At 66.9% G+C, this 24,726-nt stretch carries 16 protein-coding genes and 2 rRNA genes; 11 read left to right on the top strand and 7 right to left on the bottom strand.

What is annotated here, in order from left to right; all coding sequences use genetic code 11:
- Window positions 1-63 precede the first annotated feature (63 nt).
- Together OOK07_RS06630 and OOK07_RS06635 are read right to left on the bottom strand one after the other, a co-directional pair.
- Window positions 64-3,181 (bottom strand): 23S ribosomal RNA (locus OOK07_RS06630).
- 317 nt (window positions 3,182-3,498) lie between these two features.
- Window positions 3,499-5,024, bottom strand: a 16S ribosomal RNA gene (locus OOK07_RS06635).
- Together the 16S and 23S rRNA genes form the textbook arrangement of a ribosomal RNA operon.
- A gap of 646 nt (window positions 5,025-5,670) precedes the next feature.
- Here OOK07_RS06635 and OOK07_RS06640 point away from each other — a divergent pair.
- Together OOK07_RS06640 and ptsP are read left to right on the top strand one after the other, a co-directional pair.
- Window positions 5,671-6,120 carry a PTS sugar transporter subunit IIA gene (locus tag OOK07_RS06640; protein WP_266795479.1) on the top strand — a complete coding sequence of 150 codons (450 nt, stop codon included), beginning with the start codon at window positions 5,671-5,673 and terminating at the stop codon, window positions 6,118-6,120.
- A gap of 78 nt (window positions 6,121-6,198) precedes the next feature.
- Entirely contained in the window at window positions 6,199-7,869 is a 1,671-nt protein-coding gene (gene ptsP / locus OOK07_RS06645) for a phosphoenolpyruvate--protein phosphotransferase (protein ID WP_266795481.1), read from the top strand.
- Window positions 7,870-7,948: 79 nt separating this feature from the next.
- On the opposite strand, the gene OOK07_RS06650 is transcribed toward ptsP, so the two are convergent.
- Window positions 7,949-8,842, bottom strand: a complete 894-nt coding sequence (locus tag OOK07_RS06650; RefSeq protein ID WP_266795483.1) for a DUF8829 domain-containing protein — start codon at window positions 8,840-8,842, stop codon at window positions 7,949-7,951.
- Between the two features lie 22 nt (window positions 8,843-8,864).
- Window positions 8,865-10,079 carry an MFS transporter gene (locus tag OOK07_RS06655; RefSeq protein WP_266795485.1) on the bottom strand — a complete coding sequence of 405 codons (1,215 nt, stop codon included), beginning with the start codon at window positions 10,077-10,079 and terminating at the stop codon, window positions 8,865-8,867.
- A 111-nt stretch (window positions 10,080-10,190) separates the two neighbouring features.
- Here OOK07_RS06655 and OOK07_RS06660 point away from each other — a divergent pair, with 111 nt between their 5' ends.
- A complete protein-coding gene (locus tag OOK07_RS06660) occupies window positions 10,191-11,510 on the top strand; it encodes an aminotransferase class I/II-fold pyridoxal phosphate-dependent enzyme (RefSeq protein WP_266795487.1) in 1,320 nt (439 codons plus the stop codon).
- 9 nt (window positions 11,511-11,519) lie between these two features.
- Here OOK07_RS06660 and OOK07_RS06665 read toward each other — a convergent pair whose 3' ends face one another.
- Window positions 11,520-13,496 (bottom strand): acetoacetate--CoA ligase, encoded by a 1,977-nt coding sequence (locus OOK07_RS06665; protein WP_266795489.1) that lies wholly within the window; start codon window positions 13,494-13,496, stop codon window positions 11,520-11,522.
- A gap of 213 nt (window positions 13,497-13,709) precedes the next feature.
- On the opposite strand from OOK07_RS06665, the gene OOK07_RS06670 reads away from it, so the two are divergent.
- Complete coding sequence (locus OOK07_RS06670; protein WP_266795491.1) at window positions 13,710-16,076, top strand: glycoside hydrolase family 31 protein; 2,367 nt, start codon at window positions 13,710-13,712, stop codon at window positions 16,074-16,076.
- 1 nt (window position 16,077) lies between these two features.
- Here OOK07_RS06670 and OOK07_RS06675 read toward each other — a convergent pair whose 3' ends face one another.
- Complete coding sequence (locus tag OOK07_RS06675) at window positions 16,078-16,614, bottom strand: NUDIX domain-containing protein (protein ID WP_266677823.1); 537 nt, start codon at window positions 16,612-16,614, stop codon at window positions 16,078-16,080.
- A 47-nt stretch (window positions 16,615-16,661) separates the two neighbouring features.
- Window positions 16,662-17,477, bottom strand: a complete 816-nt coding sequence (locus tag OOK07_RS06680; RefSeq protein WP_266795492.1) for a M15 family metallopeptidase — start codon at window positions 17,475-17,477, stop codon at window positions 16,662-16,664.
- Window positions 17,478-17,723: 246 nt separating this feature from the next.
- On the opposite strand from OOK07_RS06680, the gene OOK07_RS06685 reads away from it, so the two are divergent.
- The 7 genes from OOK07_RS06685 to OOK07_RS06715 all read left to right on the top strand — a co-directional run bounded on the left by OOK07_RS06685 (window position 17,724) and on the right by OOK07_RS06715 (window position 24,517).
- Window positions 17,724-18,149 carry a Zn-ribbon domain-containing OB-fold protein gene (locus tag OOK07_RS06685; protein WP_266683378.1) on the top strand — a complete coding sequence of 142 codons (426 nt, stop codon included), beginning with the start codon at window positions 17,724-17,726 and terminating at the stop codon, window positions 18,147-18,149.
- Entirely contained in the window at window positions 18,146-19,336 is a 1,191-nt protein-coding gene (locus OOK07_RS06690; RefSeq protein WP_266677827.1) for a lipid-transfer protein, read from the top strand. Before OOK07_RS06685 ends, OOK07_RS06690 begins: the two co-directional genes overlap by 4 nt.
- 211 nt (window positions 19,337-19,547) lie before the next feature.
- Window positions 19,548-21,200: a GGDEF domain-containing protein gene (locus OOK07_RS06695; RefSeq protein ID WP_266795494.1), complete on the top strand. Its 1,653-nt coding sequence runs from the start codon at window positions 19,548-19,550 to the stop codon at window positions 21,198-21,200.
- A gap of 335 nt (window positions 21,201-21,535) precedes the next feature.
- Complete coding sequence (locus OOK07_RS06700) at window positions 21,536-21,733, top strand: hypothetical protein (protein WP_266677831.1); 198 nt, start codon at window positions 21,536-21,538, stop codon at window positions 21,731-21,733.
- A gap of 39 nt (window positions 21,734-21,772) precedes the next feature.
- Complete coding sequence (gene glpK, locus OOK07_RS06705) at window positions 21,773-23,284, top strand: glycerol kinase GlpK (RefSeq protein WP_266795496.1); 1,512 nt, start codon at window positions 21,773-21,775, stop codon at window positions 23,282-23,284.
- A gap of 91 nt (window positions 23,285-23,375) precedes the next feature.
- Window positions 23,376-23,846: a helix-turn-helix domain-containing protein gene (locus tag OOK07_RS06710; RefSeq protein ID WP_266675650.1), complete on the top strand. Its 471-nt coding sequence runs from the start codon at window positions 23,376-23,378 to the stop codon at window positions 23,844-23,846.
- On the top strand, window positions 23,843-24,517 hold the full coding sequence (locus tag OOK07_RS06715) for an IS630 family transposase (RefSeq protein ID WP_266795498.1): 675 nt from the start codon (window positions 23,843-23,845) through the stop codon (window positions 24,515-24,517). The genes OOK07_RS06710 and OOK07_RS06715 overlap by 4 nt, the downstream gene beginning before the upstream one ends.
- The last annotated feature ends 209 nt before the right edge of the window (window positions 24,518-24,726 follow it).

Consider the following 24,726-nt stretch of genomic DNA (forward strand, 5'->3'; position numbering starts at 1 on the left):
TCACCATCACCGGTAACGGGGCTGTTCGTGGTTTCAGAACCAACACAGTGGACGCGAGCAACTGAGGACAAGCCCTCGGCCTATTAGTACCGGTCACCTCCACCCATTACTGGGCTTCCAGATCCGGCCTATCAACCCAGTCGTCTACTGGGAGCCTTACCCCATCAAGTGGGTGGGAATACTCATCTCGAAGCAGGCTTCCCGCTTAGATGCTTTCAGCGGTTATCCCTCCCGAACGTAGCCAACCAGCCATGCCCTTGGCAGAACAACTGGCACACCAGAGGTTCGTCCGTCCCGGTCCTCTCGTACTAGGGACAGCCCTTCTCAATATTCCTGCGCGCGCAGCGGATAGGGACCGAACTGTCTCACGACGTTCTAAACCCAGCTCGCGTACCGCTTTAATGGGCGAACAGCCCAACCCTTGGGACCGACTCCAGCCCCAGGATGCGACGAGCCGACATCGAGGTGCCAAACCATCCCGTCGATATGGACTCTTGGGGAAGATCAGCCTGTTATCCCCGGGGTACCTTTTATCCGTTGAGCGACGGCGCTTCCACAAGCCACCGCCGGATCACTAGTCCCGACTTTCGTCCCTGCTCGACCCGTCGGTCTCACAGTCAAGCTCCCTTGTGCACTTACACTCAACACCTGATTGCCAACCAGGCTGAGGGAACCTTTGGGCGCCTCCGTTACTCTTTAGGAGGCAACCGCCCCAGTTAAACTACCCATCAGACACTGTCCCTGATCCGGATCACGGACCCAGGTTAGACATCCAGCACGACCAGACTGGTATTTCAACGACGACTCCCCCTGAACTGGCGTCCAGAGTTCACAGTCTCCCAGCTATCCTACACAAGCCGAACCGAACACCAATATCAAACTGTAGTAAAGGTCCCGGGGTCTTTCCGTCCTGCTGCGCGAAACGAGCATCTTTACTCGTAGTGCAATTTCACCGGGCCTATGGTTGAGACAGTCGAGAAGTCGTTACGCCATTCGTGCAGGTCGGAACTTACCCGACAAGGAATTTCGCTACCTTAGGATGGTTATAGTTACCACCGCCGTTTACTGGCGCTTAAGTTCTCAGCTTCGCACGCCCGAAAGCGCACTAACCGGTCCCCTTAACGTTCCAGCACCGGGCAGGCGTCAGTCCGTATACATCGCCTTACGGCTTCGCACGGACCTGTGTTTTTAGTAAACAGTCGCTTCTCGCTGGTCTCTGCGGCCACCCCCAGCTCATGGAGTAAATCCAATCACCAGTGATGGCCCCCCTTCTCCCGAAGTTACGGGGGCATTTTGCCGAGTTCCTTAACCATAGTTCACCCGAACGCCTCGGTATTCTCTACCTGACCACCTGAGTCGGTTTAGGGTACGGGCCGCCATGAAACTCGCTAGAGGCTTTTCTCGACAGCATAGGATCATCCACTTCACCACAATCGGCTCGGCATCAGGTCTCAGCCCCATGTGCGACGGATTTACCTACCGCACGGCCTACACCCTTACCCCGGGACAACCACCGCCCGGGCTGGACTACCTTCCTGCGTCACCCCATCACTCACCTACTACAAGTCTGGTCTATCGGCTCCACCACTTTCCATTCCCCGAAGGGTCCGGAACGGCTTCACGGACTTAGCATCGCCTGATTCAATGTTTGACGCTTCACAGCGGGTACCGGAATATCAACCGGTTATCCATCGACTACGCCTGTCGGCCTCGCCTTAGGTCCCGACTTACCCTGGGCAGATCAGCTTGACCCAGGAACCCTTAGTCAATCGGCGCACACGTTTCTCACGTGTGAATCGCTACTCATGCCTGCATTCTCACTCGTGAACCGTCCACCACTGCCTTCCGGCGCGGCTTCACCCGGCACACGACGCTCCCCTACCCATCACAGCCTCCGTTGGGAGTATTGCTGCAATGACACGACTTCGGCGGTACGCTTGAGCCCCGCTACATTGTCGGCGCGGAATCACTAGACCAGTGAGCTATTACGCACTCTTTCAAGGGTGGCTGCTTCTAAGCCAACCTCCTGGTTGTCTGTGCGACTCCACATCCTTTCCCACTTAGCGTACGCTTAGGGGCCTTAGTCGATGCTCTGGGCTGTTTCCCTCTCGACCATGGAGCTTATCCCCCACAGTCTCACTGCCGCGCTCTCACTTACCGGCATTCGGAGTTTGGCTAAGGTCAGTAACCCGGTAGGGCCCATCGCCTATCCAGTGCTCTACCTCCGGCAAGAAACACACGACGCTGCACCTAAATGCATTTCGGGGAGAACCAGCTATCACGGAGTTTGATTGGCCTTTCACCCCTAACCACAGGTCATCCCCCAGGTTTTCAACCCTGGTGGGTTCGGTCCTCCACGAAGTCTTACCTCCGCTTCAACCTGCCCATGGCTAGATCACTCCGCTTCGGGTCTTGAGCGCGCTACTATACCGCCCTATTCGGACTCGCTTTCGCTACGGCTTCCCCACCCGGGTTAACCTCGCAACACACCGCAAACTCGCAGGCTCATTCTTCAAAAGGCACGCAGTCACGAGAATGTGCAAGCACATTCCGACGCTCCCACGGCTTGTAGGCACACGGTTTCAGGTACTATTTCACTCCGCTCCCGCGGTACTTTTCACCATTCCCTCACGGTACTATCCGCTATCGGTCACCAGGGAATATTTAGGCTTAACGGGTGGTCCCGCCAGATTCACACGGGATTTCTCGGGCCCCGTGCTACTTGGGTGTCTCTCAAACGAGCCGTTGACGTTTCGACTACGGGGGTCTTACCCTCTACGCCGGACCTTTCGCATGTCCTTCGCCTACATCAACGGTTTCTGACTCGTCTCACGGCCGGCAGACCGCAAAAGAGAGATCCCACAACCCCGTATACGCAACCCCTGCCGGGTCTCACACGCATACGGTTTGGCCTCATCCGGTTTCGCTCGCCACTACTCCCGGAATCACGGTTGTTTTCTCTTCCTGCGGGTACTGAGATGTTTCACTTCCCCGCGTTCCCTCCACTTGCCCTATGTGTTCAGGCAAGGGTGACAGCCCATGACGACTGCCGGGTTTCCCCATTCGGACACCCCCGGATCAAAGCCTGGTTGACGACTCCCCGGGGCCTATCGTGGCCTCCCACGTCCTTCATCGGTTCCTGGTGCCAAGGCATCCACCGTGCGCCCTTAAAAACTTGGCCACAGATGCTCGCGTCCACTGTGCAGTTCTCAAACAACGACCAGCCACCCACCACCCCGAACCTAAGTCCGAGTGCACTGGGGCCGGCACCGAAGACAGACCATCACGGCCATGCCCTCAGACACCCAACAGCGTGCCCGACCCGACCCCGCCCGGAGATCATGCTTTCCACACTCCGAAGAGCAGTACTCACAGCCTCCGACCCGAGAACCGGACCGAATAATCAACGTTCCACCCATGAGCAACCAGCATCGGACGTTCGCCGATGAACTGGCCTCTGACCTCACCCCGGAGGGATCGGTAAGAAGTGCTCCTTAGAAAGGAGGTGATCCAGCCGCACCTTCCGGTACGGCTACCTTGTTACGACTTCGTCCCAATCGCCAGTCCCACCTTCGACAGCTCCCTCCCACAAGGGGTTGGGCCACCGGCTTCGGGTGTTACCGACTTTCGTGACGTGACGGGCGGTGTGTACAAGGCCCGGGAACGTATTCACCGCAGCAATGCTGATCTGCGATTACTAGCAACTCCGACTTCATGGGGTCGAGTTGCAGACCCCAATCCGAACTGAGACCGGCTTTTTGAGATTCGCTCCACCTCACGGTATCGCAGCTCATTGTACCGGCCATTGTAGCACGTGTGCAGCCCAAGACATAAGGGGCATGATGACTTGACGTCGTCCCCACCTTCCTCCGAGTTGACCCCGGCGGTCTCCTGTGAGTCCCCATCACCCCGAAGGGCATGCTGGCAACACAGGACAAGGGTTGCGCTCGTTGCGGGACTTAACCCAACATCTCACGACACGAGCTGACGACAGCCATGCACCACCTGTACACCGACCACAAGGGGGGCACCATCTCTGATGCTTTCCGGCGTATGTCAAGCCTTGGTAAGGTTCTTCGCGTTGCGTCGAATTAAGCCACATGCTCCGCTGCTTGTGCGGGCCCCCGTCAATTCCTTTGAGTTTTAGCCTTGCGGCCGTACTCCCCAGGCGGGGAACTTAATGCGTTAGCTGCGGCACCGACGACGTGGAATGTCGCCAACACCTAGTTCCCACCGTTTACGGCGTGGACTACCAGGGTATCTAATCCTGTTCGCTCCCCACGCTTTCGCTCCTCAGCGTCAGTAATGGCCCAGAGATCCGCCTTCGCCACCGGTGTTCCTCCTGATATCTGCGCATTTCACCGCTACACCAGGAATTCCGATCTCCCCTACCACACTCTAGCTAGCCCGTATCGAATGCAGACCCGGGGTTAAGCCCCGGGCTTTCACACCCGACGTGACAAGCCGCCTACGAGCTCTTTACGCCCAATAATTCCGGACAACGCTTGCGCCCTACGTATTACCGCGGCTGCTGGCACGTAGTTAGCCGGCGCTTCTTCTGCAGGTACCGTCACTTTCGCTTCTTCCCTGCTGAAAGAGGTTTACAACCCGAAGGCCGTCATCCCTCACGCGGCGTCGCTGCATCAGGCTTCCGCCCATTGTGCAATATTCCCCACTGCTGCCTCCCGTAGGAGTCTGGGCCGTGTCTCAGTCCCAGTGTGGCCGGTCGCCCTCTCAGGCCGGCTACCCGTCGTCGCCTTGGTGAGCCATTACCTCACCAACAAGCTGATAGGCCGCGGGCTCATCCTTCACCGCCGGAGCTTTCAACCACCACCCATGCGAGTGACAGTGATATCCGGTATTAGACCCCGTTTCCAGGGCTTGTCCCAGAGTGAAGGGCAGATTGCCCACGTGTTACTCACCCGTTCGCCACTAATCCACCCCGAAGGGCTTCATCGTTCGACTTGCATGTGTTAAGCACGCCGCCAGCGTTCGTCCTGAGCCAGGATCAAACTCTCCGTGAATGTTCTCCCGTCATCGGGATGACACCACGAGAGCGGAACAGCCGGGCGGAATAAGCCCAGCCGTTCACAGCGTCCTCGCTGTGTTTTACTTCAAAGGAACCTCGACCACCGGAAGCAAGTCCGGCGGACGGGGTATCAACATATCTGGCTTTGATTTTTGGCACGCTGTTGAGTTCTCAAGGAACGGACGCTTCCTTTGTACTCACCCTCTCGGGCTTTCCTCCGGGCGCTTCCCTTCGGTCTTACGTTTCCGACTCTATCAGACCGCTTCCCGATCCGATTTCCTCGGTGCTTTCCAGGATCCCGCTTCCGCGTTTCCCTTTCCGGCGATCCCGACTCTATCAGTGTTTTTCCGCCCCCTGACCACGCTCCTGCGGGCATGCAGAAGGTGACCCCGGGATAGGATCTGACGAGTATGGGTGCTGCTGAGCAAGGGCACTTGGTCGCGCCGCTCGGCCTCAAGCAGGGGTACGACAGTACACGGGGCCGGGAAGCAGGTGCAAATCGATTGAGCTGGTGGTCTAGACCACTATCAGGTATCTTTCGTGCGGAACCGGTACTTCATATGACTTAACCTGCTCCACAGTGCGCCGTCCCATACAGGTAGTGACGGCCCATATGGATCTCCACCTCTGGGAGGCTCCCCATGACCACCGTGACGTCCCCGATCGCAGGTCGCGCCATCGGACTGGCAGCAGTGCCGGATCCGGTCTTCTCCGGGGCCATGGTCGGCCCGGGTACCGCTATCGATCCCGTGCGCGAGCCCTCCGAGGCCGTTGCTCCCGTGGACGGAGTCATTGTTTCGCTCCATCCCCACGCTTTCGTCGTGGTCGACGAGCAGGGCCACGGCGTACTGACCCACCTCGGCATCGACACGGTGCAGCTGAACGGCGAGGGCTTCGAGTTGCTCGTGAACAAGGGCGACACCGTGACACGGGGACAGAGCGTGGTGCGCTGGAACCCTGCCGCCGTGGAGGTCGCCGGCAAGTCGGCGGTCTGCCCGATCGTGGCACTCGAGGCCGCAGCCGAGGCTCTCACCGAACTTCGTGACGACGGCGACGTGAAGGCCGGCGACAGCCTTTTCGTCTGGAAGTGACGTCAGTGCCGTCGTATGACGGCAAGTAGGACAACAACCGCGGCGGCGGGACCCGCCGCACTATCGGAGACGGGTGAGATGGAGACAACGCTGCGAGGCGTCGGTGTGAGCCATGGTGTGGCGATCGGCGAGGTTCGGCACATGGGAACGGCGGTACTGGAGCCGCCTGCCAAGCAGATTCAGGCGGAGGACGCAGAGCGTGAACAGGGGCGCGCTCGCCAGGCCGTGGAAGCTGTGGCCGCCGACCTGATGGCGCGCGGCAATCTGGCGGGGGGCGAAGCCCAGGCGGTGCTCGAGGCGCAGGCCATGATGGCCCAGGACCCCGAGTTGATGGCGGACGTCGAGCGGCGTATCGCCGTGGGGAGCACGGCGGAGCGCGCTGTCTACGATGCCTTCGCCGCCTACCGCGCCCTGCTGGCCGGTGCCGGCGAGTACCTCGCCGGTCGCGTGGCCGACCTGGACGACGTGCGGAATCGTATCGTCGCCCGGTTGCTCGGGGTGCCGATGCCGGGTGTCCCGGACAGCGACGAGCCGTACGTTCTTATTGCACGCGACCTTGCGCCTGCCGACACGGCTCTGCTGGACCCGACCCTGGTCCTGGGTTTCGTCACCGAGGAGGGCGGGCCGACCAGTCACAGCGCGATTCTGGCGCGGGCGCTCGGTGTGCCTGCCGTGGTGGCGCTGCCGGGCGCCGGTGAGCTCGCCGAGGGCACTGTGATCGCGGTGGACGGCAGCACCGGCGAGATCTTCGTGAACCCCAGCGCTGAGAAGAAGGCGCAGCTGGAGGCCGCGGCCGCTGAGCGCAAGGCCGCGCTCGCTGCCACGACGGGGCCCGGTGCCACCTCCGACGGTCACAAGGTGCCGTTGCTGGCCAACGTCGGCGGTCCCGCCGACGTGCCGGCCGCTGTGGAGGCCGGGGCCGAGGGCGTCGGTCTGTTCCGCACCGAGTTCCTCTTCCTGGACGACAGCAAGAACGCCCCCTCTGAGGAGAAGCAGGTCGAGGCCTACCGACAGGTTCTCGAGGCGTTCCCTGAGGGCCGTGTCGTCGTACGGGTGCTGGACGCCGGTGCGGACAAGCCGCTGGATTTCCTCACGCCCGCCGACGAGCCGAACCCGGCGCTCGGTGTGCGCGGTCTGCGGACGCTGCTCGACCACCCGGAGGTGCTGCGCACCCAACTGACAGCGCTCGCGAAAGCTGCCGAGGGTCTGCCGGTCTACCTCGAGGTGATGGCTCCGATGGTGGCGGACCGTGCCGACGCCAAGGCGTTCGCGGATGCGTGCCGTGAGGCAGGGCTGCAGGCGAAGTTCGGCGCGATGGTCGAGATCCCGTCGGCCGCACTGCGGGCTCGGTCGATTCTGCAGGAGGTCGAGTTCCTGTCGCTGGGGACCAACGACCTCGCGCAGTACACATTCGCCGCCGACCGTCAGGTGGGCGCGGTGTCCCGGCTGCAGGATCCGTGGCAGCCCGCGCTGCTCGACCTGGTCGCGCTGTCCGCCGAGGCGGCGAAGGCCGAGGGCAAGAGCTGTGGAGTCTGCGGTGAGGCTGCGTCCGACCCGCTGCTCGCGTGCGTGCTGACCGGTCTGGGTGTCACCTCCCTTTCCATGGGGGCGGCGTCGATTCCTTACGTCCGGGCCACGCTGGGCAAGTACACGCTCGCCCAGTGCGAGCGTGCCGCCGCGGCAGCCCGGGCCACGGAGAGCGCCGAGGAGGCGCGCAACGCGGCTCAGGCGGTGCTGTCCGGCGAGTAGTCGGGCCGAGATCGGCTGCTGTTTCACCACCACTGAAGCAAGAGGGCGCTTCATCCATGGATGAAGCGCCCCTCTTGCTTCAGTGGTGGTGTCCCGGCTCCGGTCCCTCCTGCCCGAGGTCGGGCGGTACGCAGTAGTCCACGTCCGATTCCGGGGAGATCAGGTCTCCGGATTCGATGTCGGTGCAGTAGGCGTCGAACACCTCGCCGGCGGTGAGGGGTTCGAGGTTCTCTCCGCGCAGGCGCCATCCGTAGACGCGGTCGATGGCCCCGGGGGCGCTGGTGCGCATCACGAGTCCGCCCGAGCTCTGGGTGGCGATGCCGAGAGCCAGGACCGTGGTGAATTCGAGGGCTTCGGCCTCGTCGAGTCGTAGGGCACCGTGGTCGTCCTGATCGGCGTGCAGCACGGAGAAGAGAGTTTCCGGCGTTGCGGAGACGCTGCACACGAGGTGGCGGTTGCCCGGTTCTGCTGTGTCCAGGATACGTACGAGGAGGTGCGAGGCGCGGGTGAAGGCCGCTCGGCCGATGTCCTCGCCGCAGGAGGCGCAGGCGCCGAGGCGGGCGAGGAGTGTGGACGCGTACTCCCGGGTGGCCTGGCGAACAGCTTCGTCGACAAGGGCCGGAACGAGGTCGGCCAGGGGCTGTCCTTCGTAGGGAAGGAGGGGTCCTGTGGTGGCCAGTTCGGCGGTGAAGCGTGTCCGGCTGGACTGGACGTCAGGGTCGAGGCCGGTGTCCTCGCAGAATGCGGCGTACTCCTGCGGGTCGAAGAGGGCAACGGTGGTGTGGCTGCCTTGGGCGGCGCGCGTCTTGAGCAGGGCCTCGACCTGCCGGAGATAGCTGGTGTGATCGTCGAAGGTGAAGCTGCGGTAGCGCCGCATGGCGCGGAAGTCGTGTTCGTCGGTGAGCAGGCCGATGGTGCCCGCGATTTCGCGCCGCAGGACGCGTCGCATGGTCTGGTGGTCGGTGTGCGCCATCTTTCCCCCTGTGCACGGTCGATCAATGCTCACTCACAGTAACCGGCCCCACTGACAATGACTTCTGGGTGAGGGGACCGCGGACCAGGCGGTGCTGAATTACGCAGGTCAAGGCGATGAGGGTACCGAAGCAGGTCCAGCCTGCCGGGCCGGTGGCTATGGCCGCGGTGACCGCGAGTGGTCCGATGCTGCGTTGCGCGGACTGGGCCAGGCCGTGCACACCGAGGTAGGCGCCCTGCGCGGTGCCGGGGGCGAGGGCGACGGACAGTTCCCAGGAAATGGTGGCGTGGAGCATCTCGGCCACGGTGAAGGCGGCGGCCGCGGCGGTCAGGAACAGGGTCGCGGTGACGGCGCCGCTCGTGGCCGAGAACGCCATGGCAAGACCGCCGAGGACGAAGGCGGCCGAGAGCGGGACAAGGAGTCTGCGAGCGGCGGCGGAGGTGGCCCCGAAGCGGGCCAGGGGGACCTGGAGGGCCACCACCATCACGTTGTTGAGGACCATCAGCAGAGGCGCGAGGCCGTGTGGTGCGGTACTCGTGTGCGCGATCCAAAGAGGCAGGCCGACCTTGAAGACCGCGTCGTCGAGGAACAGGACCGTTTCGGTGGACACGTAGGCGAGGTACGTGCGGTCGCGCCAGGGGCTTGCGCTCGTCGTCTTGGCTTTCGGTGCCGGGGACTTCGAGGTGGTCACCGTGCGGGAGGGGGACGGGGGTTCGTCGCAGCGCAGGGTGAGCAATGCGGAGGCGAGGAACGACACGGCGTCGCCGGCCAGGAGCCACTGGTAGGCGGCCGAGGTGCCGAGCGCAAGGGCCGCGGCGGCAGCTAGGCCTCCCAGGGCCCAGCCCGCGTTGGCGACGGTGCGCTGGACGGCCTGGTAACGGACGCGGTCCGGTCCTGCCACCCGGGTGGCGTAGAGCCTGGTGAGGACGCTCGCCGCGCGGTCGCCGAGGCCGCCGACGGCGGAGAAGGCGAGGAGCAGGGCGAAGTCGTTCGTGGTGAGCAGCGCCAAGGAGGCCAGCGCGCGCAGGAGTTGGACGACGAGCAGGACGCGGGTGAGGGGGAACCGGTCGGCGATGCGACCGCCAAGGGGTGCGCCGGCGATGCCGATGGCTCCGGCGGTCGCAGCGAGCGTGCCGACCTGAGCGACCGAGAGGCCCGAGACGTAGGTGAAATACAACACTGAGACGGAGGCCCAGAGTCCACTGCCGGTCCGGTCGACGAGCGCGATGACGAGCATTCTGCGTCCGTCGCGCCCTCCGGGTATCCGGCTCGACCGTGCGGCTGTGCGGTACGTCCGGTGCACTGCTCCCCCTTGCCTTCGATTATGTACTGATACATAATTTCCAACGTGGCAACACAATATGGGATCACTGGTGCGACGGCCAAGGGAATTGCCGCGTCCGTCGAACGGGCCGTGGCGGAGGGATCGTTGGGGCCCCAGGCCGCGCTGCCTCCCGTGCGACGGCTCGCGGACGGCCTCGGGGTCAGTCCCGGTACGGTCGCCGCGGCCTACAAGGAACTGCGCCGACGTGGAATCGTGATCACGCGCGGGCGGGGCGGGACCGTGGTGGCGCCCGCTCCCGCGGTGGCGTCACGCCGGCCGCCCAAAGTGCCGGAGGGCCTGCGGGACTTGTCCGGCGGGCACCCCGATCCCTCGCTTCTTCCCGCACTCGTACCGCCGTCGCGTCTGTCACCCGGTGTCCGGGCGCATCGCTCAATGCCCAGACTGGCGCGGCTGGAGCAGGTCGTGCGCGACTGGATCGGGTCCGAGGGTGTGCCGGTCGAACACGTGACCTTCTCGCACGGAGCGCTGGATCTGATCGGCCGGCTTCTGTCCGTGGAGTTGCGGCCCGGCGATGCCGTGGCCATGGAGGACCCCGGATATCACCATCTGCTGGATCTGGTCACTGCTCTGGGGCTGCGGATCGTCCCGGTGGCCGTGGACGACGAGGGCCTGCGTCCCGACGCCGTGCGCGGGGCGCTGCGGGCGGGTGTCCGGGCCCTGGTGTGCAGTCCACGGGCGCAGAATCCGTACGGCGGTTGTTTTTCGGCTGCGCGCCGGGAGGCGCTTGTGGCAGTGCTCCGGGACGAACCCGATGTGCTCGTCGTCGAGAACGACCATGCGTCGGAGGTCTCCGGTGCCCCCCTGCACTCGCTGGCCGCCGGCGGGTTGACGCGCTGGGTGCATGTGCGGACGGTGAGCAAGTTCCTGGGCACCGACCTGCGGTGGGCGGCGGCGGCCTGCGACGCGACCACGCTGGCACGCCACGACGGCCGGCTGCAGCTGACGTCGGGCTGGGTCAGTCATCTGCTCCAGGAGATCGTGCACGGGCTGCTGACGGATGTCGCCACGCGCGCGTCGGTGACCGCCGCTCAGGAGACGTACGCGCTGCGACGCGGCGCTCTGCTCGACGAGCTGGGCGGGCGCGGAATCGATGCCCATGGGGCGAGCGGAATGAATCTGTGGGTACCCGCGCGGGACGAGTCGGCCGTGGTGAACGGGCTGCGCTCGTACGGCTGGTGGGTCGCGGCCGGGGCCAGGTTCCGTTCGTCGTCGCCACCTGGGGTGCGGATCTCCGTGGCCACGCTCGCGCCAGCCGACGGGGCGCGGTTGGCCTCGGACTTCGCTGCCGTGCTCGGTGAGTCCGAGGCCACTTACGGTGGTTGAGCCGCCGACTCAGGAGCGTTTGCGGGCCAGGTCCTCGTAGAAGTGCAGCAGATCCAGGTTGTCGATCGAGCCGGGGTTGACGGCCTTCTCCAGGGGAGTGCCCTGGAGAAGGCGCTTGACCGGGACCTCGATGCGCTTGCCGGTGAGGGTGTGCGGAATGCCGGGGACTTCGATGATCTCGTCGGGGACGTGGCGCGGTGAGAGCTGTTCCCGGATGGTCTGCTTGATGCGGCCCAGCAGGGCGTCGTCCAAGGGTGCGCCGGGGGCCAGGTGTACGAAGAGGGGCATCCAGTAGCCGCCGTCGGGCTGTTCGACCCCGATGACGAGGGACTCCCTGATCTCCGGGATGCGCTCCACGGCCTCGTAGATGTCCGCGGAGCCCATGCGCACGCCCTGGCGGTTGAGCGTGGAATCGGAGCGGCCGTGGATGACGACGGAGCCGCGGGAGGTGACGGTGATCCAGTCGCCGTGGCGCCACACGCCGGGATACGTGTCGAAGTAGCTGTCGTGGTAGCGGCTGCCGTTGGGGTCGTTCCAGAAGCGGATCGGCATGGACGGCATGGGGTTGGTGACCACGAGTTCGCCGACCTCGTCGATCACCGGTTTGCCGCTCGGGTCCCAGGACTGCAGATCGGTGCCGAGGCCGGCGGCCTGGAGTTCGCCGACGTACACCGGGAGGGTCGGTACCGCTCCTGCGAAGCAGGAGCACACGTCCGTGCCTCCGCTGACGGACGCGATCCACAGATCGGCCCCGCTCTTTGCGAACTCGTCGTGCAGCCAGCGGAAGCCGTCGGGGGGCAGCGGGGATCCGGTGGTGGCGACGCACTTCACCCTGGAGAGGTCGAAGTCGCGCGCCGGGTGCACGCCGGCCTTGCGGCAGGCCATGACGTACGCGGCCGAGGTGCCGTAGAGGGTGGCTCCGGTCCGCTCGGCGATGCGCCACTGGGCGCCCGTGTCCGGGAAGCCCGGGCTGCCGTCGTAGAGCACGATCGTCGTCCCGGTGAGGAGGCCGGAGACAAGGAAGTTCCACATCATCCAGCCGGTCGACGTGTACCAGAAGAAACGGTCCTCTGGGCCCAGGTCGCAGTGCAGGCCGAGCTGTTTGAGGTGTTCGATCAGGATGCCACCCTGGGACTGGACGATGGCCTTGGGGAGGCCGGTCGTGCCCGAGGAGTAGAGCACCCAGAGGGGGTGGTCGAAGGGGATCTGTTCGAAGACGGGCTCCACGTCGGCACCGGTCAGGGCCGACCACTCCAGGGCGCCTTCGGGGGGTTCGGTGCCGAGGAGCGGGATGTGGACGACGGCACGCAGCGTGGGCAGTTCCTGGCGCAGCTCGGCGACGATGTCGCGGCGATCGTGCTCCTTGCCGCCGTAGCGGTAGCCGTCGACGGTGAACAGGACGACCGGTTCGACCTGCTGGAAGCGGTCGAGGACGCTGCGGGCGCCGAAGTCGGGGGCGCAGGACGTCCAGACACCGCCCACCGCCGCTGTGGCGAGGAAGGCGACGACGGCCTGCGGGATGTTCGGGAGGTAACCGCTGACGCGGTCTCCGGGGCTTACGCCGAGGGCGCGCAGCTCGGCTGCCAGGGAGCCGACCTGGCGGCGCAGCTCGGACCAGGTCACCGGGCGGGGCTCGTGCGTCTCGTCGACGTACAGGAGGGCGGGTTCGTCCCCGCGGGTCGCGGCCGCGCGCAGGGCGTGCTCCGCGTAGTTCAGCGTCGCCCCGGGGAACCACTGCGCACCCGGCATCGAGCGGTCGCCGAGCACGCGCGCGTAGGGAGTCGAAAACCGTACCTCGAACCACTGGGTGACGGCTTTCCAGAACGTGTCCAGTTCGTCGACGGACCAGCGGTGCAGTGCCGCATAGCCGCCCTCGGCCGGTGCGCCGTGGTGCTCGGCCGCCCAGGCCTGGAATTCTGTGATCTGCGCCTGGGCGCTGCGTTCCGGATCTGGCTGCCAGAGTGGCTGGGGGTTCACGGTCGACATGGGGCGGCTCCCGGACTGTGCGCGTCGTGTGCGTCTGGCGCGCACGTGCTGGGGTGTGCGCGTGACGCGGCTGACACGGACGATGCCATGTGATCGACTTCTACACTAGGGCGCGACCCACATAGTCCGTGCCGTGAAGATGTGGTCCCAGCACGGGTGAACGGCAGTTGAACGGCACACACGTGTGGGGCGTTCAATGGCAGGGTGAGCAGCATGGACGGTCGTGACCTGGTGCGTTCGATAAAAGCGGTCGGTTCTTCGGGGGCGGCCCAGAGGTTGCGCATCGTGCGAGCCGCATGGCGCAGAAGGCGTGCGGACGCCTCCGCCCTGCCGTCGCGAGGCGCCGAGCGCGCGCGAGTGCCGGGGCCCGTGCAGGAGGTGGAGCCCGGCCCGGGCGGTGGGGTCCTCCGGTTCAGCCGGTCCGAGCTGCGCATCGTCGTTGCGGTGAACGGAGCCGTCTTCTGGGGCTGGGACGGGGCCTCTCCCGAGCCGTCGTACGCGCTGGCGGGCCGCTGCCCGGAGCCCGATCCCCGGACGGTCCTGGAGCCGGACAAGGACGGTGGCTGGCGGGTCGTGGCCGAGCGGGTGACGGTCGTCGTCTCGCGCCATGGAGCCGTCGAGGTGCGTACGCCCGGTGGTGTGACCCTGCGCCGCGATCTGCCTCCCCGGTGGTGGGAGCCGGTCGAGGGTGGCACGGCACGCTGGATGCAGCGGTCGGAGGTGGCCGCGGACGCGCGGTTCTTCGGGCTCGGGGGACGGTCGTCGGGCCCTCGGCTGCGCGATGGGACGTACCGCTTGTGGAACACGGATCCGGGCCACGCGTTCGCTCCCGGAGACGATCCCCTGTACATCACGATGCCCGTGCAGCTGGTGGCGGCGGACGCGGCGACGCATCTCGTGTTCCACGACACCTCCTGGAACGGCACGGTGACGCTGCGGGAGGGCGAGGAGGGCGCCGGTTCCGGGCACGACCGGGCTGGGTCCTCCGAACTGCGGATGGACGGCGGTCCGTTGCGTTGCTGGGTGATCGTGGGCACCCCCGCGCGCGTGCTGCTCGTCTGGGCCTCATTGACGGGTGCACCGGCGCTCCCGCCGGCGTGGGCGCTGGGTCATCACCATGCGCGCTGGGGCTTCGGCAGTGAACAGGAAGTGCGGCGGATCGTCTCCGGCTACCAGGAGCGCGGGCTGCCGCTCGACGCCGTCCATCTGGACATCGACCACTACAACGAACACCAGGTGTTCACCGTCGACCACGAGCACTTTCCCAAGCTGCCAGTACTGGCCGAGGAGCTGCGGCGGGACGGGATCCGGCTGGTGTCGATCGTCGACCCTGCCGTCCGAGCGGCCGAGGGCAACGAGGTGTACGACAGCGGGACGGGCGAGGACGCGTTCGTGCGGGACGCCTCGGGGCGGGTCGTACGAGGGGTGGTGTGGCCCGGCGAGGCGGTGTTCCCGGACTTCACGCACGCGCGCGTGCGGGCATGGTGGGGTCGTCTGTACGAGGAGCGGCTCGGGCAGGGGTTCTCGGGGTTCTGGCACGACATGAACGAACCCACGTCGTTCAGCGCCTTCGGGGAGACGACACTGCCGCGGTCGGCCAGGCACGCGCTCGAAGGCCGAGGCGGGGACCACCGGGAGGCGCACAACGTCTATGCGCTGTGCATGGCAAGGGCAGGCTACGAAGGGCTGCGCGAACTGGCTCCCCAGGAACGTCCGTTCGTCTTCTCGCGCTCCGGCTGGGCCGGTATGCAGCGCTACGGGGGCGCGTGGTCCGGTGACGTGGCTACGGGCTGGCCGGGGCTGCGGGCGACATTGTCGCTGGTCATGGGGCTCGGGCTGTGCGGAGTGCCGTATTCGGGCCCGGACGTGGGCGGTTTCGACGGGAGTCCGTCACCCGAGCTGTATCTGCGATGGTTCCAACTGGGCTCGTATCTGCCGATGTTCCGGACGCATGCGAGTCTGCGTGCGGGGCGCAGGGAACCTTGGGAGTTCGGTGCCGAGGTGCTGGAGCACGCGCGCGTGGCGCTCGTCGAACGGCGGCGGCTGCTGCCTTACTTCATGACGCTCGCACACCTGGCCCGCCGCACGGGAGCGCCCTATGTGCGGCCCCTGTGGTGGTCGGCGCCGGAGGACCGTGCGCTGCGCGACTGTGAGGACGCCTTCCTGCTGGGCGACGGCCTGTTGGTGGCACCGGTGCTCGATCCGGGCGCGGACCGGCGTGCGGTGCATCTGCCCCGTGGGCGCTGGTACGACACAGTGACGGAGCAGGTGTACGAGGGACCGGGACAGGTGCTCCTCGATGCCCCCTTGTCGCGGATTCCGGTGCTCGCGCGCGCGGGTGCCGTCGTCCCCGTACGCGGGGACGACGGCGGGCTGGAACTGGAGGTGTGGGCTCCCGCCCAGGGCCGGACGGGGAGCGGACTGGTGGTGCAGGACGCGGGCGACGGGTGGGACGAGCCGGAACTCGAGCGCTACGTCGCCCGTTGGGCGGGGGGACGGCTGGTGGTCGAGCGGGAGGACGAGGGCGGCGTGAGCGAGCCGCCCTACCCGGTGCGCGTGCGAGGCCTCAAGGAGAGCTGAGTCAGACGTACCGGCCTTCGAACCAGGCCCGCACGGCCAGCGTGTGCAGCGGGAAGGCGAGTTCTTCCGCTCTGCGCAGGAGGTGCCAGCCCTCCGTCTCGTCCGTGGCCGCAGACTGGGGAAGACCCTCGGCCGATCGCTCCGGGAGGAGCCCGAACAGCAGCAGATGCCCGTCCGGGGAGCTCATGGCGTCGATGAGCCGTACGTCACGGCTCGCCGCGTCGATACCGGTCTCTTCCTTGAGTTCACGGACGACGGCCTGCCGCCAGTCCTCGCGGTCGTCGATGTAACCGCCGGGCAGGGCTATGCCCCCGCGCGCGGGGGCGATGGTTCTTGTGATGACGACGAGGGCAGTGCCCTTCGTGTCATACACGGGTTGGAGCGCGATCGCCACGGGCAGCGGGTTGCGGTAGGCCACCGCACGGCAGGCCGGACAGGTGCGGGGCCAACCGGAGACGCCCTCCTCGTAGGGCGCTCCGCAGCTCGAACAGTGGGAGTCGGGCGCGGAGTTGGGGGGTGAGGCTTGAGTTTCGGACACGAAGCGGAATGTATCCGATCACGGGAGGAGCCTCTCCGGCAGGCCACTCAGTGGTCGCTGGTGAGCGACCTCCAGGACACGGGGAAGTCGAAATAGGTGTCCGGGTAGGGCTCGGGCTTGTACGTGTAGTGCCACCATTCCTCGGCGAGGTTCACGAATCCGAGCCCCTCCAGAGTGCCCTTGAGGAGCAGCCTGTTGGCGCGCTGATCGCCCTGGATGCGCGGGGCGAGCGTGTGGGCGAGGGTGTCGAAGCAGTCGAAGCCTGTGCCCATGTCGACGGAGTTGTCGGGGAAGCGCTCGGCCTTGGGCCCGTAGCAGGGCAGGAGCGGCTCTCCGGGGTGGTACGGCCGGGTCGGCTTCGCGGGCAGCCTCACGATGGTGAGGTCCATGGTCGAGCCGCGGCTGTGGCCGGATTTCTCCGCGATGTAACCGTCCTCGAACAGGCGCGCCTTGTCGACCTTCGAGTAGAACTCGCCCTTCATCGCCTGGTCGTCGAGGTCCTCGGCCCAGCGGACGAAGTGGTTGACGGCGCGCTGCGGCCGGTAGCAGTCGTACACCTTGAGGGTGTAGCCCTTCCGCAACAGCCTCGCCTGGGCCCTGTGGAGCGCTTCGGCGGCCGGCCGGGTGAGGATGCAGATCGGCTGCTGATAGCCGTCGACGCGTTCGCCGACGAAGTTGTGCGGAGTGAAGTAGCGCATCTCCTGGATGATCGTCGGGTCCACCGTTCTCAGGGCCACGAAGTCCTTCGGTGCCCTGGGGTCCGTCGTCGTACTGGCCCGGGCGGTGGCGGATGCGGCGGTCACGGCCAGCACCACGGCGAGTGCGGTGATCACACCGCGTACTGCACGGGAGACACGTGTCATGTCTCCTGCATTTATCAGGAAGGCGCCGCGTCCGGGAAGTGACCGGGTGCGGTTCACCCCGGATGCGGGAAAGGACGGCCGGAACCACCCCCGTGGACCCCGGCCGCCTCTTCCGTAACGACGACGCACCAAGGGCCGGTTCGGTTCGATCGAGCACACTGCCGATTTCCGGATGCCCGTGGGAGACTTCTGACGTTCCGTCAGATTCCCCAGCGAGGAGGAACTTTGTCGCGTACACGCACGCCTGTGGTCGACGGGTGGTTCACCGGCGACGGGGACGGCTTCCGGCTCCTCGGGACACGCTGCGCGGCGTGCACCTCGCTCTTCTTCCCCCGCGAGGACGCGCACTGCCGCAACCCTGGGTGCCCGGGCGGACATCTCGAGGAGGTGCCTCTGTCACGACAGGGGCTCGTCTGGTCGTACACGGACAGTCGGTATCGACCTCCGTCACCCTATGTGACCGATCCGGAACTTCCGTGGGAGCCGTACACGTTGATCGCTGTGGAGCTCGAGCCTGAGCGAATCGTGGTGCTGGGGCAGGCTGCAGAGGGGATCACCGTCGCCGATCTGGCGGTGGGCATGGAGGTGGAGGTCGTCCCCGGCGTGCTCCATGAGGACACGGAGACGATCTGGACGACCTGGCACTGGCGGCCGACGGGAGTGACGGCATGACGGGTGAGGTGGCGGTGCTCGGCGCGGGCATGCACCCGTGGGGCAAGTGGGGGCGCAGTTTCGTCGAGTACGGGACTGCGGCGGCCCGTGCGGCGCTCGCCGACGCCGGGCTCGAGTGGCGGGACGTCGGCTCGGTCGTCGGGGCCGGCACCGTGCGCGGCGGCTATCCGGGGTATGTGGCCGGGGCGACCTTCGCGAAGGCCCTGGGCTGGCAGGGGGCCCGGGTAACCAGCGTGTACGCCGCCTGCGCGTCCGGGGCGCAGGCCGTCAACACCGCGCGGGCGCAGATCCTTTCGGGGCTCGCGGACGTGGTCCTCGTGGTGGGCGCAGACGCGGCACCCAAGGGATTCTTCCGGCCTGCGGGCGGAGACCGGCCAGACGATCCGGACTGGCTTCGCTTCCGCGTTCTGGGCGCGACCAATCCCACGTACTTCGGGCTGTACGCCCGCCGTCGCATGGCCGTGCACGGTGACACGCTGGAGGACTTCGCACAGGTCAAGGTGAAGAACTCCGCGCTGGGGGCGCTCAATCCGAACGCGCGCTACCGCACGCGGGTCACCGCCGATGAGGTCGCCGCCTCCGCCGTGGTCGCCGATCCGCTGCGGCTGCTCGACATCTGCGCGACGTCGGACGGAGGTGCCGCGCTGGTGCTGTCCAGCATGGAGTTCGCGCGCCGGCACGCGACGAACCAGCCGGTGCGGATCCGGGCCGTGTCCACGGTGACACCCCACTACCCCAACACGGTGCTGGATCTGCCCGACATCGCGACGGACTCGGCGGCGGCCCTGGAGCCGGCCGCCGACCCCTTCCGGGCCTCGATCGCGCGAGCGGCCTACGAGGAGGCGGGCGTCGGACCCGAGGACCTCTCCCTCGCGGAGGTATACGACCTGTCCACCGCCCTTGAGTTGCAGTGGTACGAGGATCTGGGGCTGTGCGGGCAGGGAGAGGGCGCGAAGCTGTTGCGGGAGGGCGCGACGGCCCTGGGTGGCCGCATACCGGTGAACGCCAGCGGTGGGCTGGCCTCCTTCGGCGAGGCGGTTCCGGCTCAGGCGATAGCCCAAGTATGCGAGCTGACCTGGCAGTTGAGGGAGGAGGCGGCTGAGAGGCAGGTCGCGGGAGCTCGCGTGGGGATCACTGCGAACCAGGGATTGTTCGGGCACGGGTCGGCGGTGATCGCAGTGCGGTGAGCGTGATGCGGTGCGGTGATGCGGTGGACTGATGCTGTGGGGTGAGGCCGTGAGCGCAGCGCGGTGAGCGGCCGTTCGGGGACCGGACGGAAGAACATGACCGTCGCGCAGTGCAAGCCCTTTCCCTTACGTTGAGTGACTGCTCCGGAATCCTGTGTGAACGTCTCATGAACTGGCCTTGGGCGTTCTCCGGTGGCGCCATCATGCTGCCGTGCGCTCCTGGACGGACACTCTCCGCTTCGCCTTCCAACCGGTGGTCAACCTGGCCACCGGAGGAGTCGCGGGGCTGGAGATACTCGCCCGCCCGGAGGCCGGCGACATCCTGGCCGAGGCTCGCCGAGACCCTGAACTCGACGGCCGGCTGGCGGTGTTGGCGGTCCGGGCGGCGGCGCGCAAGGAGACGCTGCTACCGCTGCACGTCAACGTCTTCGCCGGCACCCTCGCAGACCTCGGTGGCCTCACTCCGCTGCACGACGCGGTGCGCGCGGCGGGACGGCTGCCGTGGGAGGTGACGATCGACATCGGGCCGCCGTACACGCACGTCCCGCACCAGGCGCTGCTGGAAGCGGTGAGCGCGCTGCGGGACCAGGGCTTCCGGATCAGCGCGGACGGCGTCGGGGACGGTGACGTACCCCTGCGACTGCTCACCGATATGGGGCCCGACCTGGTGAAACTGGACGCGTCGCTGCTGGCTCGGCCTGCGGCGGTGAAGGCCATGCGGACGCTGTGCGAGCAGCTGGGAGCGCTCCTGTCCGTCGAGGGCGTGGAGACGGAACTGCAGTGCGGGGCCGCGATCTCGGCCGGAGCCCAGCTGGCACAGGGTGAGTTGTTCGCGCCGCCGGCCCGGCTGCCCGCGGCGGACGTGTACGTTCCGCCCCGCTCTCCCGGTGCCGTGTCGGTTCCGAGGCCGGGGCCTTCGGTGCTGGAGTTCGTGCGGCCCGCGGCGCTGCTGCCGGCCACCGCGTCGGCCGGTCAGGTGCGGGCACTGCTGACCGGGTCGCCGGAGGTGTCCGGGGTAGTGCTCGTGGACCAGCACGGGCTCCCGGTCCGTTCCGTGCACCGCTCGCGCTTTCTGCTGTCGATGTCGGGGCGCTATGGCCATGCGCTGTACGCCGACCGCCCCGCCGCGAAGCTCGGGGACCCCCCGCGGACGGTGGGCGTCGATGCCACCGCCTGGGAGGTCCTGGACGTGGTGGCCGTCGGTGGCCGCAGCCGCACTTCGGACGATGTGGCCGTCGTGGACCGGCAGGGGAGGTGCGTCGGTGTGGTGCGGCTCGCGGACCTGGTGCGGGCGCTGGCCGAGAGCAGGGTCGAGGAGGCGGCCGGGCTCAATCCGCTGACACGGCTGCCGGGCTCGGACGCCATCACCGGCGAAGTGGACCGACGCATCGCGGACGGCCGGACGTTCTCGCTGAGCTGGCTGGACGTGGATCACTTCAAGCAGGTCAACGACGTAGCCGGATTCGCGGCAGGCGACGAGCTGATCCGGTCGGTCGGTCGGGCCTTGCAGCACGCGGCGTCCGGAAGCACCCGGGTCGGCCACATCGGCGGGGACGACTTCCTGGTGCTCACCGAGCCGGAGTGGCTGGATCCGCTGGCTGTGTCGATGCTGGACGCGCCCTGGTCGGCCGGCGGGCGTCCTGTCACGTTGTCCCTGGCCACCGTCTTGTGTCCGCCGGGGAGTGTGATGGACCACCGTCAGGCAGCCGCGTGTCTGGCGCCGCTGAAGAAGGCCGCGAAATCGCTGCAGGGAGCGAGTTGGGTACTGGGCCGGGCGGGGCTGGCGGGCCACGAGATCCGGCGCGGGTCGAGGGCGGCGCCCGCCCAGGCCGGGTGCGCGGTGACGGAACCCGGCCTAGGCTGATCGTCATAACCGACGGACGATCCTCCTTCGCACGGACACCGCGGCGGCTGTCACCGTTGCCGTCGGCGACCTTGACGCTCTGTGGGCGCCGGTGAACACTTCCGGTGTCAGTCGACATCGCCGTACATAAACGGTGTATCCAGGCACGCGCCGCGCGGGCACCGACTGAAGAACAGGCCCGTTCCCCACGGGCGATTCGGCTGCGACGGCACACTCGTCACGGACGCCGTGCGGGGCGCGGGAGCTTCCCTGCCTTCGGCTGAAGTCGCCACGGGAAACGCACCCTGCACGGAGGACCGGGGCCGATCACCCCCGGACAGGGCCTAGGAGCCGCCATGAGCAACGGAGACATCCACGGCGAAGGCCGCGGCTGCGGCGTCGGTGGGCCGTCGCACGGCGGGTGCATGGGCCATGCCGTCACCGCGAGCCGTGGCCCGGGACGACGCCCGGACCGGAGCCACCTGTGGATCCCGGTTGTCGGACCGCTGATCGGCGGGGCGCTTTCCGGGCTCATCCTCAAAGCAGCCTTCTGATCCAGAGCAGCCTCCCGAAGGAACGACGAAGGGGACGTCATGACGGACAAGTTCGTCGCCGCTATCGACCAGGGCACCACCTCCAGCCGCTGCATCGTCTTCAACCAGGACGGGGCGATCGTCGCCGTCGACCAGCGCGAGCACCGCCAGATCTTCCCGAAACCGGGCTGGGTGGAGCACGACGCCACGGAGATCTGGTCCAAGGTGCAGGCCGTGGTCGCCGGAGCGATCGCCAAGGCCGGACTGCGCGCCGACCAGCTCAGCGCCCTCGGCATCACCAACCAGCGCGAGACCACGCTCCTGTGGGACCGCGTGACGGGCAAGCCCGTGCACAACGCCATCGTGTGGCAGGACACGCGCACCGCGGCGCTGACCCACCAGCTCGGCGGCTCGGACGGGCAGGACCGCTTCCGCGAGCAGACCGGGCTGCCGCTGGCCACCTACTTCTCCGGCCCGAAGGCGGCCTGGCTGCTCGACAACGTGCCCGGCCTGCGGGCCCGGGCCGAGAACGGCGAGATCGCCTTCGGCACCATGGACTCCTGGCTCATCTGGAATCTGACGGGCGGCACCGACGGTGGACAGCACGTCACCGACGTGACGAACGCCGGGCGCACCATGCTGATGAACCTGGAAACCCTCCAGTGGGACCCGTCCATCCTCTCCGCGATGAACATCCCCGAGGCCGTCCTGCCCGAGATCAGGTCCTCGGCCGAGGTGTACGGCACCGCGGTCGGCCAGCTGGCCGGAGTGCCGGTCGCGTCGGCCCTCGGCGACCAGCAGGCGGCGGTGTTCGGGCAGGCCTGCTACGACGTGGGCACGGCGAAGAACACGTACGGCACGGGCTCCTTCCTGCTGCTCAACACGGGCAACCGGCCGGTGGCGTCCAAGAGCGGGCTGCTGACGACGATGGGCTACAAGATCGGGAGTGAGGCACCGGTCTACTGCCTGGAGGGGTCGATAGCGATAACGGGCGCCCTCGTGCAATGGTTCCGCGACCAGCTGGGCATCATCCGTACCGCCGACGAGATCGAGCCCTTGGCGGAGAGCGTCGAGGACAACGGCGGGGCGTACATCGTGCCCGCCTTCTCCGGCCTCTTCGCACCGTACTGGCGTTCCGACGCGCGCGGTGTCATCACGGGGCTGACTCGCTACGTCACCAAGGCGCATCTCGCACGGGCCGTGCTGGAGGCGACGAGCTGGCAGACGCGCGAGGTCGTGGACGCCATGTACCAGGACTCCGGGGTGCAGATCACCACCCTGAAGGTGGACGGCGGCATGACCAAGAACAACCTGCTGATGCAGCACCAGGCGGATGTGCTCGACGTTCCGGTGGTCCGGCCGAAGGTCTCCGAGACCACGTGTCTGGGCGCCGCGTATGCGGCCGGGCTCGCGACCGGTGTCTGGAACGACCTCGACGAGCTGAAGTCCCACTGGCGCAAGGACGTCGAGTGGACGCCCGCCATGGAGGCGTCCGTACGCGACCGCGAGTACCACAACTGGCGCAAGGCCGTGGAGAAGAGCTTCGGCTGGGAGGAGGACGGCGAGAACTAGTAGACTGTCGCGACTAAGTGTCGTGCTGGTTGGTGGAGTTGGGGTCGGGCGAGCTTCGCTTGTCGCTTCCGTTCGACTGGGCAGGGGTGCCGTGTCCTCGCAGAAGAAGTATCCGGTCGCGTTGAGCGCCGAAGATCGTCGGGCGTTGGAGCGTGTGACGACGACGGGGGTCCGCAGCGCGTCGATGATCAGGCGGGCGCGGGTACTGCTCGCGCTGGACACCTCGGTCGGTGAGGTCGATCCGCGGGCGGTGATCGCGGACCGGGTCGGGGTCTCGTGCGATTCGGTCCGCCTGATCTCGAAGCGCTACGCGGAGACCGGCGGCGATGTGTGGGCCACGGTCGGCCGGAAGGAACGCGCACTCCCGCCGGTGCCCTCTGTGGTGACCGGCGAGGTCGAGGCGAGGCTGATCGCGCTGGCCTGCTCGACGCCGCCCAAAGGACACGCCAGGTGGTCGCTGCGCCTGCTGGAGAAGCACGTCGCGCTGGTCGAGGACATCCCGGATCTGGACCACTCCACCATCGGCCGGGTGTTAAAAAAACGGAACTGCGTCCTCATGTGAAGAAGTGCTGGACCATTCCGCCGACCGCGAACGCGGCCTTCGCCGCGGCGATGGAGGACGTCCTGGCGGTCTACCACCGACCCTTCGATCCGGCGCGCCCGGTGGTGTGCATGGACGAGAAGCCGTACCAGCTCCTCGGCCACGTCCGCGATCCGCTTCCCGCGCAGCCGGGCCGTGACCGGCGTGAGGACAACGAGTACGTCCGCTCGGGGACCTGCTCGATCTTCTGCTGGGTCGAGCCGCTGCGCGGATGGCGGCGCGTCGACGCCCGGCCCCGCCGGACCAGGGTCGACTGGGCGCACCAGGTCGAGCACCTGCTGACCGTGGACTATCCCGACGCCGCCACGGTCGTGCTGGTGATGGACAACCTCAACACCCACACCACCGCCTCGCTCTACGAAGCGTTCGACCCGGCAAAGGCCTTCGCGCTGGCCCAGCGCCTGGAGATCCACCACACCCCCAAACACGGGTCCTGGCTCAACATCGCCGAGATCGAGCTCTCCGCCCTCACCCGCCAGTGCCTGGACCGCCGCATCGACGACCTCACCGTGCTCAACACCGAACTCGCCGCCTGGCAGCAGCACACCAACAGCAACCAGCGCCAAGTCGACTGGCACTTCACCACCGACGACGCACGCGTGAAACTACGCCACCTCTACCCAACCACATAGCGAAATTAAGTCGCGACAGTCTACTAGTGCCCAGGCGGGCAACGTCTGCCCGTAAGGAGCGGCGTCCGGTGCGTGCTCTGAGGGCCCCCGGCCGGAGGCAGAGGGTGCCGGGCGTAGGCCCTCGTACTGGACGTACCTGGGTCTGTGCCCGGTGCGGCGAATGGGGGCGCCTCCCACGCCCTTGAGGCAGTGGGGGAGCGTGCCGGGCG

Origin of the sequence: Streptomyces sp. NBC_00078 (genome assembly GCF_026343335.1) — a bacterium.
Taxonomy (GTDB): Bacteria; Actinomycetota; Actinomycetes; order Streptomycetales; family Streptomycetaceae; genus Streptomyces.